This window comes from Planctomycetia bacterium (assembly GCA_021413845.1).
GTDB lineage: Bacteria > Planctomycetota > Planctomycetia > Pirellulales > PNKZ01 > PNKZ01.
Window position 1 is genome coordinate 44,725 of sequence record JAIOPP010000051.1, and the last position, 15,903, is coordinate 60,627.

At 58.0% G+C, this 15,903-nt stretch carries 11 protein-coding genes; 2 read left to right on the forward strand and 9 right to left on the reverse strand.

What is annotated here, in order from left to right; genetic code table 11:
- Positions 1-36: 36 nt before the first annotated feature.
- The gene (locus K8U03_09020) at positions 37-1,026 is read right to left on the reverse strand and encodes an aldo/keto reductase (GenBank protein MCE9605028.1); all 990 of its coding nucleotides are present in this window, start codon (positions 1,024-1,026) and stop codon (positions 37-39) included.
- Between the two features lie 256 nt (positions 1,027-1,282).
- Between K8U03_09020 and K8U03_09025 the strand changes: the two genes are divergently transcribed.
- Both K8U03_09025 and K8U03_09030 read left to right on the forward strand, forming a co-directional pair.
- Positions 1,283-4,468 carry a DUF1553 domain-containing protein gene (locus tag K8U03_09025; protein MCE9605029.1) on the forward strand — a complete coding sequence of 1,062 codons (3,186 nt, stop codon included), beginning with the start codon at positions 1,283-1,285 and terminating at the stop codon, positions 4,466-4,468.
- 28 nt (positions 4,469-4,496) lie between these two features.
- Positions 4,497-5,975: a DUF1501 domain-containing protein gene (locus K8U03_09030; GenBank protein ID MCE9605030.1), complete on the forward strand. Its 1,479-nt coding sequence runs from the start codon at positions 4,497-4,499 to the stop codon at positions 5,973-5,975.
- A gap of 26 nt (positions 5,976-6,001) precedes the next feature.
- Here K8U03_09030 and K8U03_09035 read toward each other — a convergent pair whose 3' ends face one another.
- From K8U03_09035 to K8U03_09070, 8 genes are all read right to left on the reverse strand, one after another.
- Entirely contained in the window at positions 6,002-7,975 is a 1,974-nt protein-coding gene (locus tag K8U03_09035; protein MCE9605031.1) for a YfhO family protein, read from the reverse strand.
- Positions 7,976-8,392: 417 nt separating this feature from the next.
- Complete coding sequence (locus K8U03_09040) at positions 8,393-9,193, reverse strand: glycosyltransferase (protein MCE9605032.1); 801 nt, start codon at positions 9,191-9,193, stop codon at positions 8,393-8,395.
- On the reverse strand, positions 9,163-9,831 hold the full coding sequence (locus K8U03_09045; protein MCE9605033.1) for a class I SAM-dependent methyltransferase: 669 nt from the start codon (positions 9,829-9,831) through the stop codon (positions 9,163-9,165). Before K8U03_09045 ends, K8U03_09040 begins: the two co-directional genes overlap by 31 nt.
- Positions 9,832-10,025: 194 nt before the next feature.
- The gene (locus K8U03_09050; protein ID MCE9605034.1) at positions 10,026-11,318 is read right to left on the reverse strand and encodes a hypothetical protein; all 1,293 of its coding nucleotides are present in this window, start codon (positions 11,316-11,318) and stop codon (positions 10,026-10,028) included.
- 51 nt (positions 11,319-11,369) lie between these two features.
- Positions 11,370-12,830 carry an MBOAT family protein gene (locus tag K8U03_09055; protein ID MCE9605035.1) on the reverse strand — a complete coding sequence of 487 codons (1,461 nt, stop codon included), beginning with the start codon at positions 12,828-12,830 and terminating at the stop codon, positions 11,370-11,372.
- Positions 12,831-12,911: 81 nt separating this feature from the next.
- Positions 12,912-14,126, reverse strand: a complete 1,215-nt coding sequence (locus K8U03_09060) for a hypothetical protein (GenBank protein ID MCE9605036.1) — start codon at positions 14,124-14,126, stop codon at positions 12,912-12,914.
- A 5-nt stretch (positions 14,127-14,131) separates the two neighbouring features.
- Complete coding sequence (locus K8U03_09065; GenBank protein MCE9605037.1) at positions 14,132-15,109, reverse strand: glycosyltransferase family 9 protein; 978 nt, start codon at positions 15,107-15,109, stop codon at positions 14,132-14,134.
- Positions 15,103-15,354, reverse strand: a complete 252-nt coding sequence (locus tag K8U03_09070; GenBank protein ID MCE9605038.1) for a hypothetical protein — start codon at positions 15,352-15,354, stop codon at positions 15,103-15,105. Before K8U03_09070 ends, K8U03_09065 begins: the two co-directional genes overlap by 7 nt.
- Positions 15,355-15,903 lie beyond the last annotated feature (549 nt).

The following is a 15,903-nucleotide window of genomic DNA, read 5'->3' on the forward strand; positions in this document are numbered from 1 at the left end:
GTCGCCAGACGCGAACGCAAAGCGCTCCATGCACGATCAACCGCGAACTGGATTCGGCTGCTTCCACGGCGGCGGACAGACCGTATCGAGCTGAGCGAAGTCGCCGCTCGGAACCGTCAGCTCAGCCCCGGCGACGGCATCTTGCAGTTGCGCGAGGTTCTTCACCCCCACGACCACCGAACGGACGGCCGGTTGCGCAAGAGTCCAAGCCAACGCATACTGCGACATCGGCGCGCCGGCCTCTTGTGCCAGGCCGGCGATCTTTTCGAGTCGATCGAACAATGCGTCGTCTTGTTTCCAAATCCAGTCGGGCTTCTCGGCGGCACGCGAATCGCCGGGCGCCGCTTCGCCGCGTCGATACTTCCCGGCAAGCAAGCCTCCTTGCAACGCTTGATAAGGAGTCACGCCGAGGGAATGTTGTTCGCAGAACGCCAGATCGTTTTGAAACTCGCGACGCAGCAGACTCAAAGGAATCTGCGAGCTCACGCAGCGTTGCCGGTTCCGCCGATCGGCGATCCACAGCAACTCGCAAAGCTGCCACGCCGCATGATTCGAAGCGCCGAAGTAACGAATCTTTCCCTGCTGCGCCGCGATGTCGATCGCCTCGAGCGTCGTTTCCAGCGGCACATGCCGATCGGGCCAGTGGATGATATACAGATCGATGCAGTCGGTTTGCAATCGCTTCAAGCTTCGATCGACTTCGCGCAGAATATGCACGGCCGACAATCCACGATCTTGCGGGCCCGGCCCAAGCGGCGCGCCGACCTTCGTAGCGACGATGGCCCGATCTCTCCGATCGCGCAGCGCCTTGCCGACGATCTCCTCGGCGACTCCGCCAGGGCTTCCTAAATAGCGCGCGTACCCTTCATACACGTTCGCGGTGTCGATGAAGTTGATGCCGAGATCCAGCGCGGCATGAATCAATCGAATCGCTTCCGCTTCATTGACCGGACTGCCGAACGTCATCGTTCCTAAACAGATCGGCGAGACAAGTAATCCGCTGGAACCTAACGATCGGAGATTCATAACAGTGATCCCTTTCGACGGCAAAATCGGACAACGACGAAAAACCGCGATGCGTCCTCGGGCGGAGACATTCTCGGCATTGCGCAAGCCGGCGGCAACATAGCAAAAGCTCGCGGCATACGGCATTACGCACGAGATCGGGATCCCTGCCGAATCGAGATTCAAATCCTTTCCCCGCTGGATATACTGGAACGGTTCGCCTCCCTACGCTTCCGCTCGGGTTTCTCGCCTTTTCCGGTCCCGTAATCTTGCCGCTATGAAGACTCTTCGTTTTTGCGCTGCGCCGGCGTTCGCATTTTTTCTCGGCGCGGCCTTCGCGTCCGCTGTTGGGTTCGCCGCCGAGCCCGTCTCGTTCAATCGCGATATTCGGCCGATCCTCGCCGAGACGTGCTTTCATTGTCATGGCCCGGACCCGGGCTCGCGCAAGGCCGACTTGCGGTTCGATCGGGAAGAATCGTTCTTCGGCAAGAAGACGCCGCTGGTCGTTCCCCGGCGTCCCGAGGCGAGTCCTCTTTATCAGCGCATCATCTCGACCGATGCCGATCAGCAGATGCCCCCTCCCGATGCGCACAAGCAACTCAAGCCGGAACAAAAGGAATTGATTCGCCGCTGGATCGCCGAAGGAGCTACGTGGCAATCGCATTGGTCGTTCCTAGCACCGGCGCGGCCGCAACCGGCAACCGTGAAGAACGGGGCTTGGACTCGCAACCCGATCGATCGCTTCGTGGCGGCGAAACTCGATGCGGTCGGTCTGGAGCCTGCCGCAGAAGCGGAGCGCGCCGTATTGTGCCGACGCGTGTTCCTCGACCTCACCGGCTTGCCTCCCACTCCCGAAGAAGCGCAAGCGTTTCTCAACGACAAGTCTCCCGAGGCTTACGAAAAGCTCGTCGACAAACTGCTGGCCTCGCCGCGCTACGGCGAACATCGGGCCCGCTACTGGCTCGACGCGGCCCGTTATGCCGACACGCACGGCATGCATTTCGACAACTATCGCGAGATGTGGCCGTATCGCGACTGGGTGGTCAACGCGTTCAACGGCAATCAACCGTTCGACCGCTTTACGATCGAGCAGATCGCCGGCGACTTGCTTCCCAACCCGACCGTCGAGCAGCGCGTCGCCACCGGCTTTCATCGTTGCAATATGACGACGAACGAAGGGGGAACGATCGCCGACGAGAACCTTGCCGGCTACGCTCGCGATCGTGTCGAAACGACCGCTTGGGTCTGGCTCGGGCTCACGGCCAATTGCGCCGTCTGCCACGATCATAAATTCGACCCGATCACGCAGCGCGACTTCTACGCGATGAGCGCGTTCTTCCGCAACACGACGCAAGGTTCGCACGACGGCAACATCAAAGACACGAAGCCGGTATTGTTCTTACCTCAAGGGCCGGATGCGGCGCGCTATCAAAAGCTCGCCGGCGAAGTCGTCGCGGCGAGAGAAACGTTGGAAAAGCGGCGCACACCGGCGGGCAAAGCCGCCGAGGTGTGGCAGAAGACAGTGCAGCCGGCCGAAGTCGATTTGGCCGAGACAGCTCTCACCGTTCACGCACCGCTGCGCGAAGGAGAAGGGAGCGCAACGACGGTGCGCTTGGCCGAGGGCCGTGCCACGCTCGTCGAATCGCCGGAGAAGCTCCAATGGCAAGCCGATGGTCGGCTCGGCCCGGCGTTGCAGTTCGCTGCCGAGACGTCGCTCGACCTGGGGGACCTCGGCAACTTCGAGCGCGACCAAGCGTTCTCCGTAGCGCTCTGGGTCCGCGCGGCCGAAAAGCTCAACGACGGGGCGCTGGTCGTGCGCTCGATCGCCGGCGGCAAAGGAGACGCTTGGAAGCTCGCGCTCCAGCAAGGGAAGCTCGGCTTCACGTTGCAAACGGTCGACGGCAAGAACGTGATGCGCGTCGTCACGCGCAATGCGATCGCCCCGCCGGGTAAATGGGTCCACGTCACGGCGACCTACGACGGCTCCGGCACCGACGCCGGGATGCAACTCTACGTCGGCGGCGCACTCCAAGAGACCCCGCCGCGCGGCGTGAAGCTGGAATCGACGTCGAAAGCGCCAGGCACGCTCTTCATCGGCCAAGTGTCGACGAAGAAGATCGAGCGTTTGGTCGGCGGCGCGGTACAAGACGTGCGCATCTACGGCCGACGACTCACCCTGAGCGACGCTCGCACGCTCGCGCAACTTCCGGAGACTCAAACCGCCGCCGCGATCACGGCAGCGAAGCGCAACGCGGATCAAAAGGCGAAGCTCGCGACGTTCTATCTCGAAAACTTGGACGCCCCCTATGTCGCGGTCGCCGACCAAGTCCAACGCCTCGACGACGAACGAAAGGCGATCGAGGCGCGGGCCGTCGTCACGCACGTGCAAGAAGAGAAGCCCAACTCGCCGGCGATGGCGAACCTGCTGATGCGCGGCCAATACGACAAGCTCGGCGAGAAAGTAACGCCGGCCGTGTTCTCGGCCCTGAACCCGCTCCCCGCAGATACCCCTAAGAATCGGCTCGGCTTGGCTCGTTGGCTGGTCGACCCGCAGAATCCGCTGACGTCGCGTGTCACCGTGAATCGCTTCTGGCAAGAAGTGTTCGGCACCGGGCTCGTGAAGACATCGGAAGACTTCGGCATCATGGGGGACGCACCGAGCCATCCGGAATTGCTCGATTGGCTCGCCGTCGAGTTTCGAGAAAGCGGTTGGAACGTGAAACACCTGTTCCGGCTTATGGTGACCTCGGCGACGTATCGCCAGTCTGCCGCGGCGACTCCCGCGAAGCTGGCCGTCGACCGTGAGAATCGTTTGTTCTCGCATGGTCCCCGGTTCCGCATGGACGCCGAAATGATTCGCGACTACGCCTTGGCGGCCGGCGACACGCTCACCGCGCGCATGGGAGGTCCGAGCACGAGGCCTTATCAGCCCGATGGCCTGTGGGACATCGTCGGCCTGCCCGGCGGCAACACGCGCGACTATAAGCAAGACACGGGCGAGAATCTTTATCGACGGAGCCTCTACACGTTCTGGAAACGAATGGCCCCGCCACCGAATATGGAGACCTTCAACGCTCCGGTACGCGAGATCAGCTGCTTGCGCCGCGAGCGCACGAACACGCCGCTCCAAGCGCTCGTCACATTGAACGACCCACAGTTCGTCGAAGCTTCGCGCAACGTAGCGCAACTCGTACTGAAGCAAGGAAAGGGCGACGCGAAACAAACGCTCGATCTCGCGGCTCGGCGTATTTTGTGTCGGCCGTTGCAGGCACAGGAAGCGAAAATCGTCGAGACGGAGTTGGCCGAACTCCTGAGCTACTACCACGGCCATAAATCCGACGCCGAAGCGCTGATCAAAGTCGGCGAAAGCAAGCCGGCCGCCGATCTAGATCCGGCCCAACTCGCCGCTTGGACGAACCTTTGCAATCTGCTCCTGAACATGGACGAAGCATTGAATAAGTAGACGTTTTCACTTACCGCCGCGAATCGCTATGAACCCTCTCGATACATTCCGCCAACTTGAAACGCGCCGTCAATTCTTCGGCCACGGCAAGAACGTCGTCGGCGCGGCTGCGCTAAGCGCTCTGCTCGGCCGCGAAGCCGGCACCGCGCATGGTGCCGCTCCCACTGCGGCGATAGCGCCTGCCGGCATCCGGCTTCCCGGACAGCACTTCGCACCCAAAGCCAAGAACGTGATCTATCTGCACATGGTCGGCGGGCCTGCGCAAATGGATCTCTACGATTACAAGCCGACGATGCGGAAGTGGTTCGATAAAGACCTGCCCGAGTCGGTCCGCATGGGCCAGCGTCTGACGACGATGACTTCGGGACAAGCGCGGTTTCCGATTGCGCCGTCGAAGTATAAGTTTGCCCAGCACGGTAAGAGCGGCATGTGGGTCAGCGAGTTGTTGCCGAACACGGCGAAATGCGTCGACGACATCTGCTTCATTCGTTCGCTCAACACCGAGGCAATCAACCACGAGCCCGCCATCACGGCGATGCAAACCGGCAGCCAAGTCTCCGGTCGTCCGTGCTTCGGCTCTTGGGCTTCCTATGGGCTCGGCTCGCTCAACGAGAACCTGCCGACGTTCGTCGTGCTCGTCGCCGTGCCGACGAACCGAGAACAAGAGCAAGCCATCTCGGCCAAGCTCTGGTCGAGCGGCTTTCTACCGGGCCACTACACGGGCGTTGCTTTTCGCAGCAAAGGCGATCCGATTCTCTACATCAACAACCCGGCCGGAGTGCCGACGGAAGTGCGCCGTCGCATGCTCGACGGGCTCCGTTCGCTGAACGAACAAACATTCCGCGCCGTCGGCGATCCGGAAACGCAAACGCGCATTCAGCAGTATGAAATGGCGTTCCGGATGCAAGCGAGCGTGCCGGAACTAACGGCCTTCGAGACGGAATCGGCAAGCACGTTCAAACTCTACGGTGAAGAAGCGAAGAAGCCGGGCTCGCTGCCCAACAGCATGCTCATGGCTCGCCGCCTCGTCGAGCGGGGCGTCCGCTTCGTGCAAATCTATCACAACAATTGGGACCATCACGCCAACGTCGCCGGCCGTATGCCCGTGCAATGCCAAGACGTCGATCGTGCCACCTACGGCCTGATCAACGACCTGAAACAGCGCGGCATGTTCGACGATACGCTGATCATCTGGGGAGGCGAGTTCGGACGCACGATCTACTCGCAAGGAGGCCTCACGGCGGAGAACTACGGTCGCGACCATCATCCTCGTTGCTTTACGATGTGGATGGCCGGCGGCGGCGCGAAAGGAGGCACGGTCTACGGCGAAACCGATGAATTCAGCTACAACATCGTGAAAGACCCGGTCCACATCCGCGACTTCCATGCGACCGTGTTGCAACTCTTAGGCTTCGACCACATGCGCTTCACTCATAAACACCAAGGCCTCGACTTCCGCCTCTCGGGCGTCGAACCGGCAAGAGTGATCAAGGAGTTGTTGGCATAGAAGCCTGCCCGCAACTTTCGGCTGTCTCACGTTGATGCTTGCCGCTTGCGACCGCCGAACAGCGTCGCGCATGCTGCGATCAAACAGCCCCCCAGCGCCAAGAGCGAGACGATCCTGCCGTAATAAATTCCGCCGGATTGGAACTCGAAATCGACGCGATGCTTTCCCGCTGGAACGACGCATCCCATGAAATCTCCATTCACTCGCTCAGTCGTCGTCGGTTGCCCATCGATGCGAGTTTGCCAGGCCCCATCGAAGCTCTCGGAAAGTACCAACAACTGCCGATCCGGAGCATCGACATTCACGGAAATGCGCTGCGGCTGATCGTCGGCGAGCGTGGCGGTTCCAGGCGTGGAAGGGGGCACGTCGATGGCGTGCGTCACCAGCGCCGTGGTATCGACATCGATGCGATTGATGTCGGTCTCCGGCGTGTCGCTCGTTTGAGTCTTGCTGACCAACCGCACGCGCGGAAGCGGATTTGGAACCGGACACCACCCCTCGTTCTTGGGCGTCTTCACCCCCGCGACCAGCGAATCCATATTCGCTGGTTGCCAGAACCAGGAGACGTCGGCAACGCGCAGAGAATTCAAATCGGAATAAATCAAACGCTTATTGGGGTAGAGACCGGCATAGCCGGTAATTGCGCGATAGTTCAACAGCAGGCTCGTCGTATCGACTTGAGGAAGTATCCAGACACCGGGCGTACCCCAGTCGGCAAAGCGTCCTTTGTGGTCGGGAGGTAGAGCAAGCCGAGCCACGAATTGATCGAACGTCGGCAATTTGCGCCAACAGACGTCGGTCCTAATATCGGCCACGCTGAAGAAACCGAGGTCGAGGGCCGTCCAAATAACCAGAATGTATAGACCGGCTCGAATTCCTCGAGCCGCCAAGGTCAATCCGAGCGCCGCGATTCCGATCATCACGGGCCCCATATAGAACTGCGCCTGAATATGGCGATCGGCTTGCTTGTAGTTCATCTCCTTGGCAATGATTAATGCCATCACGACCGACCCGACAAAAGCCAACCAAGGCAATGTTAAATGTCGCCAGGGAGTCTTGATCTTGTCCCGAGTGGTAACCATCAATCGCGAAAAGGCGACTGCGGAAATGATAGCCATGCCGAACTGCGTAAGAGTTAGGTATCGACAAGGAGCTCGCAACGTCCCTGCGACGGGCAACCAAAATTGCAGGTAATATAGTTTTCCGTTCAATCCCATCGACAAGACGGCGCTGAGCACGACGAAGGCGAAGGCCCAGATCGACAGGTGCAAAAGAGATCGCGACGATGCCGGTGGGGACCGAGTTTCCGCTTCGTTGCTTGACGAAGTCGCAGGCGCGGCCGACCGATGGTATGCAGCCGTGAGCCACCAGAGGGTCAACAACAAGGGCGCGGCGCCCAGATAGGTCGTTAGAAACACCATTCGAGTGCGATACGGAGCGACGACATCGAGAAACGCCTCCGACTCGATGACCGGATGAGGCAGAATATATCGATCGCCGGCCGCGCGCGTCGAGGATGCGAAAACCGAGTAAGTTGCAAACAGCTGCACCGCGCCGACGCATAGCCCCAACAACATTCCGCCGATCACCAGAGCCCAACTGCGCCACCCCGCTCGTTGTTGAGTCAGCACGTAAGCAGCGTAAAAAGCCGCCGTAATCATCGACATCCACAACGATTGAGGATGACCTAATAGAATCATCGAACCTGTCAAAAGGGCGATGCCGACACACGACCGACATTTGAGCTGCAACGACGTCGCATATGCGCCGACGTCAATGGCCCAGAGCAACCAAGGTATATGCGCTAGGATGGTCGTTAGCTGTGGTTGCTGCGTGTGTTGCACAAATTGCAACGAAAACGCTGCGAGCAACCCACCCATCCAAGCGCCACCCCGGCCGATATGCTTGCGGAGAAAAACAACCATGCCGGCTAATACCAGCACCATAGGAAGCACGACTTCGATGCCATAAGCCTGATCGAACGGTAACCAGCGATACATTAACCAATGCAAAGGATGGTATGGCCCGTGCTGCCCCTCGCCGGTCAGAAAGAAGCCGCCGAAAAGGTGCGGAACCCAATCGATAGGCACGCCTTCTTGCAGGCATTTAGCATAGTAATGGCGAATCGGTAGCTCGAACCAACCCAGGTCGCCGTGAACCGGAAGCCGCCCACGAAAAATCGGCGTTAAGAAGAATGCCAGGAGCACACCGGAGGCAAGCATCAGGCAGGCTACCAGACTTTTATCCGAAGCTGCCCATGTCTTAAATCTGCCTTCGGGCTTGGGAAGCGGCGAATTCGAGTCGGTACTCATGTGTTTATTTTTATGACGAAAGTTCGAGCGACAAGAAGCATTGTGTTCGATGTTGGGTCGGTCAGTGTTCACACTTGACGAAGACCGCTACGCATTGCGCCTTGCCTAAGCCGCGCGACGCGAGGGAGCTTCAAAGTCGGCGGTTCTCCGCGATACAGGCGGCGAAGACCATCGAAAACGGATAAAGATCCGTAGTAGGTCGAGGCCGGCAGTCACGAAATGCCGCGGGCGGAGTTTAGATCCTGCAACATCCTCCCAACGGAGCAGCGGCACTTCGACGATCTCGCGCTCGGACTGTAAATCGGATCGGGCTCGCGCCAGCAGCTCGACGTCGAAACACCATGCGCTCGAGAACGGCTCGGCGAAGATGCGCCTCGCTAAACCGGACTCGAAGAGCTTGGCGCCGCACTGCGTGTCGTAGACCGGCATGCGAATCGCGATGCTGGCGATCGTCGCGAATATTCGTCCGAGTAAATGACGGCGACGGCGGCGGACGATGGTAGCGCCCAATCGCCGGATTCGACTTCCGCAGAGCATTCCCACCGACTCGTGCTCGGCTGCGGCCGAGAAGAATCGCAGAAGCTCATCGAGCGGAGTCGCTAAGTCGGCATCCCAATAGCCGACGAAAGCTGCGGGGGCCTGTGCCAATGCATGCAACACGCCACGCCGAACCGCTTCGGCTTTTCCGGAGTTCCTTTTCAGATGATGCACGACTGCGCGGCCGCCGGCTGCGAGCGCTAGGCGTTCGAGCACTTCCGCCGTTCCATCACGACTGCCGTCGTTGACGAAACAGAACCGCACCGCCGGATAACGGCGCATAAAGCTCGTAAACGCGGTAAGGTCGAGACGTTGTTCCTCGTTGAAGCAAGGAACGACTAACCACGTCGTCGGCATAGTGCGTAGCATGAAAGTCCTGGAATACGGATGTGTGCTTTTGCCAAAAGTCGCGAAACGGACAAGTCGAAATTAAGCAGGCCCGTGTATAGACGGCGAGCTTGCGAACTTCCGTTCCAAGCGGAGATTTCCGTCCGTTGCAAGGGCGCAACAACTCCGGACTTCTCCAGAATCGTGCGCCCGGCACGAACCCAAAGCCCGGAAAGGAAACAGTACCCACCCTCTACCGGTTGCAAATCGGCGGCCGTCGCTAAGGCACGCAATCGCCCATAACTGTAGCGCCGATAATGCCCCAGCAATCGATCATGCGAGCAGTATAGAAACTGCATCGCGGGAACCGTTAGCAAGAAGTAAGCGTCGTCTCGCATCGACGAGTGCTCCGTAAGCGATCGGAGCAAGCCGACATCGTCGGCGACGTGCTCCAATACGTCCATGACGAGCGTTAAGCCGACCTGACCGTCCTCCGGATCGACATGCTCCATCGATGGGGAGAGATGGAGATTCTCGATCCGATGCAAATCAGCGAAGCGCTCGTAGCTACTCTCTTCAAAAGCAGTGTCGACCGCATCCACGCGTACTTGAGGATAGGTCTCCGCTAGGTGCCGACTAATGAAAGCGTCGCCGCATCCTAGATCGAGTATGCGTCCCAAGCCTCCGGGTGATTGTTCGTGGAGTCTCCGAGCGAAGTCGGCGGCAAACGACCTACGGCTTAGCTCCCAGGGATGACGGGATACTTCTTGGTCGGCGAGCGTCGGTAGTTCACATAAATCCACAGCAGGCCTCGCAGACTAAAAGGAGATGTTCTAGAGGGAATGATGTCGGCTGCGTCTCATCGGCGACAAGATCAACGCCGGATGGCATTAACAGACGGCGACTGCTTTCGAGGACGCTCCGCAATTGCGGTATCGCGCGGAAGTGCTTGCGGTATGTAAGTCATCAACATCTTCTCGGCCGTTTCTTGGATCACAACATCGGGGCGTTCACGGTCGATGAACTCCTCGGGAAACTCCAATTGCCAATGGCAGGAGAGCCGTTGCCAATGCTCGGAAAAATACTTGTGCATGTAGGGATAGAACGAGTCGTGCAACATCACTGCGCTACGAAGCGGGGCATCTGCAAGCCCCTGGGTCGCATGCCCTGGCCCCCCTTCCCACAAAACTTTCGCCTTCGATAAGCTCTTAGGCGCAATTCGGACTTCGTAATCACCCGTCGGAAGTATGATGTCGAACTTTTTGGCGATCTTGCGAACGAACTCAGGAACATCGATCATCTGCGAGAGATCCCCTTCGCTTCGCGGTATCTCTTGCGCAACGACCTCGAACTGATCGAGCGGCATGATTTCGACACCCGGCAAATGCTTACTCAACCGCGACATCAAGGCGCGATATGCTACATACGCCCCGTAGTCGTTCCAATGCGTATCAGTTCGCTGATAGGTTTGCATTCGGCCCTTCGCGGCGATGAGATCGTCGCGTAAGTCGATGAACTCTAAATTCTTCACGCCTGCCAGTCGTTCCTTTAATTGATCCAAGCGGGAACGACGCCCTTGACGTCCGATGCGTTCCGGGACGTTCTCAGGATAGATCGTGTGAGGATTAGGCGCGAACATGAGCACGTACAAGCATCCGCGCTCAGCAAGCCAAGCAGCCCTCGCTTCAACGACTTGCGCCCATTGCTCAAGTTCCACGTCACGCAGCGGCAACGTCGCGGTATAGTCTTCTTTCATGCAATGCCCGGAAAAGTAGAGCCACCCGTTTTCTCCGATGACGACCGAAGCTCCGCCACCCTTGCCGGCATAAATAGGGCACTCGCTCACCACTCCGCAGAGTCGCCCGAGCGTATGCAATTGAATGAATCGACGACGCAAGCCGACGTAGTCGTTGAACCAGGTCTCGAAGCCTTTGGGAAACGCACGGACTTCGTCGAACTTCTTTTTCAGCGGCGCGTCGGCGAGCGGATGAATCGACGGAAATAAGTTGGGCATGCGTTTTTCGTGTCGATTCATGCACTCACGAGCCGCCTCGGGACGGATCATAAGAACCGGCAACGTGATGAAGGGGAGAAATAGAGCGATCATCGCGCGTTCGCTCCATAGTTGGATCCGCTGCGCGATGTTCGCGTCGTCGACCGTAGCCATACGGCATCCTGCCTGAAACGAGTAAAGAAGAAGAGTTAGCGGCTAGCCGAATCAGAAGCGAAAGTAAATAAACGGATTGTAAGTAGCCGCCAACATGACGGAGGTAGAGGCGACCAGCAGCAGCATGACGGCAACCGCGTTCGCAGCACCTAACAGCGGCGGATAGATCGCTCCCCACAGCGGCCTTCGCTCAACCACAGCCGGACACAGACTCGACAGGCTCGGTAGGCGTGTCGTGAGGGGAAGCGATAGCAGTATTCCTGCGGCCATCGTAAGCCACAGGCCCGGATCAAGCGTGAGTGCGGCAGGCCAGTCACCGGCCGGAGCCGATGAAAATCCGAATAGCGCGCAATAGAAATGTGATGCAGCGGTCAATGTTTCGGCGCGAAACAGAACCCACCCCATCAATACGATAAATACCGCATACGCATGGCAGATCGGGCGTCCACAACGATCCAAAAGCTTCGTGAGTCCGGCCCGTTCGACGATCAGGAATGCGCCGTGAAAAAGCCCCCAAGCGACGAATGCCCAGCTTGCGCCATGCCACAAGCCGCACAACAGAAACACGATCAAGAGGTTCAAGTAGGTACGGACATTCCCCCGACGGTTACCGCCGAGCGGAATATAAACGTAGTCGCGAAACCATGTCGAAAGCGAGATGTGCCAGCGGCGCCAGAAATCGGTGATCGAATTCGCGTAATACGGATAGTTGAAGTTCTCCAAAAATCGAAAACCGAACATCTTTCCGAGGCCGATCGCCATATCGGAATAGCCCGAGAAGTCGAAATAGATTTGTAGCGCATATGCCACGATCGAGAGCCACGCCAGTCCCGTCGAAAGCTGTTCCGGAGCGGTCGCGAAGCCTGTGTCGGCGACGACTGCCATCGTGTTGGCGATCAGCATTTTCTTAGCGAGGCCGAAAGTGAAGCGTTTCACTCCTTCGGCGAATCCTTCGCGAGTCGTGCGGCGCGACTCCAATTCTTGGGCAACGTCGGAATAGCGCACGATCGGGCCGGCGATGAGTTGCGGAAAGAACGCGACATACAGCGCTAGTCGCAGCGGGTTGCGCTGCACGGCAACTTCGCCGCGATAGACATCAATGACATACGACATCGCTTGAAAAGTATAGAAGGAGATCCCGATCGGCATCACGACATCGTGCGACCAGGAAAACCCGGCCATGCCGAAACGACCGGCCAATTGATCGACGGCCGAGAGAAAGAATCCGCAATATTTGAAATACCCGAGGAGCAGCAAGTTGGATGCGACGGCGAGGCCAACGACCCAATGAGCGAGTCGGCCTTTGCCGGCGCGATGCACGCCCAGCCCAAACAGATAGTTCATCGTGACCGAAAGGAGCATCACCCAAATGAGCGCAGGCTCTCCCCAGGCATAGAAGAACAGGCTGGCGGCTAGCAATAATCCATTGCGAAAGCGCTTGATGCCGAAGTAATACAGCAGCAAGACGATCGGTAAAAACAGGAACAGGAATACGGGCGTGCTGAATAACATGTAACTTCTCGGCTCAATATGTTGTCACGGTTCGCGAGCTGGAAAGATTCGCAAAAACGTCGCTCGTAAAGCGATTGATTTTTAGGCTGCGACAGGAACCGGTCGGACACCCCCGCGCGATAGCTTCAGGGACAGTCGCGGCATTAGCGCTGCGACAACGGCTTCGGGCGGCTGTTCCGTCATACAGCGAGCCTCCTCGAATCCGCGCGGACACCTCTTCAGCCAGTCGCCGGTCGACCACCAACATCCACCGCAGAACGTCGGACGAACGTTGACGTTCTCTTCGTAACCGAAGTACTCAACCGAGGTCGGACCGAAGACCACGCACGACTCGACCCCGAGACAAGCGGCCATATGCACAAGCCCGCTTTCGTTATCGAGATGAAAGAGGGAGTGTCGAATGACCTCGGCGGTTTCTTGTACCGACGTGCGATCGATCAGATTCACGTCCACTTCCGAAATAGGCGTACTGGTCTTGGTGCCTAGTTGCACGAAGCAAAGGTCGGGATAGGATTCTCGCAGCAACGCGACGACTTCGCCGAAACGCGTGTAGCATTTCGTAGCAGGCTTCCCCTCGCCGACACGCAAGGCTTCTTGATTATCGAAGCCGTTATGAACCGTGACGTACTGCCTTCCCTCCAAACCAAAACGCGACAACGTCCGACTATCGGTCACAAGATCAAGACGAGGACCGCCGTATTCAAACCCGGACATTCGCTGCAAGAATGAGTAGCGGTTCATGTTCATGTAGACATTCGTCTGCGCGAGCATCGCATCGAGGCGAGGGTGGTTATGCACGAACAATTCGATCTTCGGCATGAATTTTTCAATAGCCGAGGTGACACGAAGGAGTTTTGAATTGCCTTTCTGTATTGCCGCCCGCTTCATGGCCCACGGAAAAGCAACGACGAACGACATGAGCCACATCGCCAAAGGGTAATTGTGATAGGCCGCTTTCCAATTGCGAGAATCCTCGTAGCAAGCGTTAAACTGCTTAAACGAAGAAAAGATCCACTTGGCCGTCTCAGGGCGAAGACTAAAGACGTCGAATTTAAAATCGCCTACTGTATCCAGCAGATCGCGTATGTATCGGGCTGCGATCAAATGATCGCCGATTCCGCCTGAAACCCGAAACGCAACGGTTACATCGCCGGAAACCTGATGGTCTTTAAATGGAATTCGAGCCATCGTGCGGCCATACAAAAAACATGCCGCATGATGCACATAGTGCAGCAAGGTACCCGGCGCTGCGGTGTGAATTCCAATACGATTATAAAGCCGTACTGCTAAGTTCATTGTTTTTAGTGCTGCTTGAGGTTACGGAGTGCCGCTCGCAACATCACGGTTGCTTCGTCGTAGACGTCGTCGACGCCGATCGACGACATCCCGCGATAGTCGGCATGAATGGTGGTTACTTGCGGGCCTGTCGGTTGAAATTGAGTAAACGACGCCCGATCCGAGAACAAGCAGATCGTCGGTCGCCCTGTGGCGGCCGCGATATGCGTCGTGCCGGTATCGTTGCCGATGTATAAATCCAAATCGTTGACGACCGTGGAGAATTGCACGAGGGAAAGGCGGCCCGAATAATCCAGTACTTGCTCGACCGGCAAGGTGTCGACCACGGCGCGGTTCGCCTGACTCTGTCGCTGAGATCCGAACAGCACGATCGTGGCGGTGTAGTCTTGGATGAGTTGCCGAACGAGCAGCACGAATCGCTCCAGCGGCCATTCCTTGAATCCGCTTCCCGCGCCGACGTTGACGCCGACCAAGGGGCCGGAGCTTCGCGGTAAGGGAATTTTCGGAAGCGATGTCGATGCGATACGCCGCACTTGCCGTTGCGACGACTCTACCGCTCGATATTCGGCAAGCACGGCCGAGGTGAGCAACGTCAACAGCGTTCGATTGTGCAGCCCCTTCGAGCAGTCGTCCCAAGCGACGATCGCCGGCAAGACGACACGCATATCGTCCGGCATGTTCGGCGAATAGAAACCGGCTTTGAATCGGGCGCGCACATGCCCGAGCAAGAACCGCGTATCGGGCGCGACGCGGAGATCGACGGCCACGTCGAATTGCGGAAGATCCAGCGCCGCGAACTCTTGAGGTTGAAAGCAAACGCCTTCGTTATCGCCCGAATGCTCCGGCAGCACGTTTAAGCAAACGACCCGGTCGAATAGTCCGGAGGCCAACGCAAGCTCACGATTCCAAGCTCCACAGACAAGCGTGAAGGCGGCGCCCGGAAAGCCGTCGTGAAGTTGCTGGATCGCCGGCAAGCTCAGCACGAAATCGCCGATATGATCGAGTTTGAGAATGAGGTGGAGGAATGCTCAATCGCTTCAGCAGCGCGAACGGAATTAGCGCCCTGCTTGTGTCGAAAAAATTCACGCACGACCAGCGGGCGCACAAAGCGAGTGTAAAACACCTCGCGTCGCGAATGCACGGGCATCAATCGTGTGCGCAAATGAGTCAACAGCGACGCGACTTCCATCGTCACGTTGACCGCGTTGTCGGTTTGTAAGCTGTTCATGGCTCCATCCGCATGCCTCAGCGTCGTTTTTTTCTTCCTTAAAAAACGTGTAGCTATTCGGCGGGCGGAACTCTACCCACATCGAGCGGTATCGGTCAACGCCGATCTTGCGGGTGCGTGGTTTCAAGCGATCACGTCGGAAACCAGTATCGGGATGAACTCGAAACTATGCCCCTTTCGGTCGGATTAGACCGAAGAATTGCCAGGTCGCCTTTATCACGCCCTAAATACCCAACGTCCGCAGCATCGCAAACTAGGCCCAAGCTTGGCATTTTCAAAGGCCTGCTGCTACGATTTCAGCCTTAATTCAGGTCGCCCCATAGAATTTGAGGGTTTGCTTAGTTCGCAAAATCTCATGCATATATTTCTGTCCATTCCGTAAGATCCGGTTATGCTGAGGGGGCTTACCCCAGGGTTGTGAAGCTAGCTTTTCGGTTGTTTTGCTTGATCGAGGATTCGTTGTGTGGCGAGGTGGCCTCCTCGGGCTTTAGGACCGAGCGGAGCTACGGGCTGCGCGGGAGATTTCTTTTTCTTGCGGGGTTCGGTGAA

Excerpts from the sequence above, each read along its gene's own strand:
- K8U03_09070 (MCE9605038.1), bottom strand. The coding sequence starts at position 15,354 with ATGAACAGCTTACAAACCGACAACGCGGTCAACGTGACGATGGAAGTC.
- K8U03_09040 (MCE9605032.1), bottom strand. The coding sequence starts at position 9,193 with ATGCTACGCACTATGCCGACGACGTGGTTAGTCGTTCCTTGCTTCAAC.
- K8U03_09050 (MCE9605034.1), bottom strand. The coding sequence starts at position 11,318 with ATGGCTACGGTCGACGACGCGAACATCGCGCAGCGGATCCAACTATGG.
- K8U03_09020 (MCE9605028.1), bottom strand. The coding sequence starts at position 1,026 with ATGAATCTCCGATCGTTAGGTTCCAGCGGATTACTTGTCTCGCCGATC.
- K8U03_09035 (MCE9605031.1), bottom strand. The coding sequence starts at position 7,975 with ATGTATCGCTGGTTACCGTTCGATCAGGCTTATGGCATCGAAGTCGTG.
- K8U03_09025 (MCE9605029.1), top strand. The coding sequence starts at position 1,283 with ATGAAGACTCTTCGTTTTTGCGCTGCGCCGGCGTTCGCATTTTTTCTC.
- K8U03_09030 (MCE9605030.1), top strand. The coding sequence starts at position 4,497 with ATGAACCCTCTCGATACATTCCGCCAACTTGAAACGCGCCGTCAATTC.
- K8U03_09055 (MCE9605035.1), bottom strand. The coding sequence starts at position 12,830 with ATGTTATTCAGCACGCCCGTATTCCTGTTCCTGTTTTTACCGATCGTC.
- K8U03_09060 (MCE9605036.1), bottom strand. The coding sequence starts at position 14,126 with ATGAACTTAGCAGTACGGCTTTATAATCGTATTGGAATTCACACCGCA.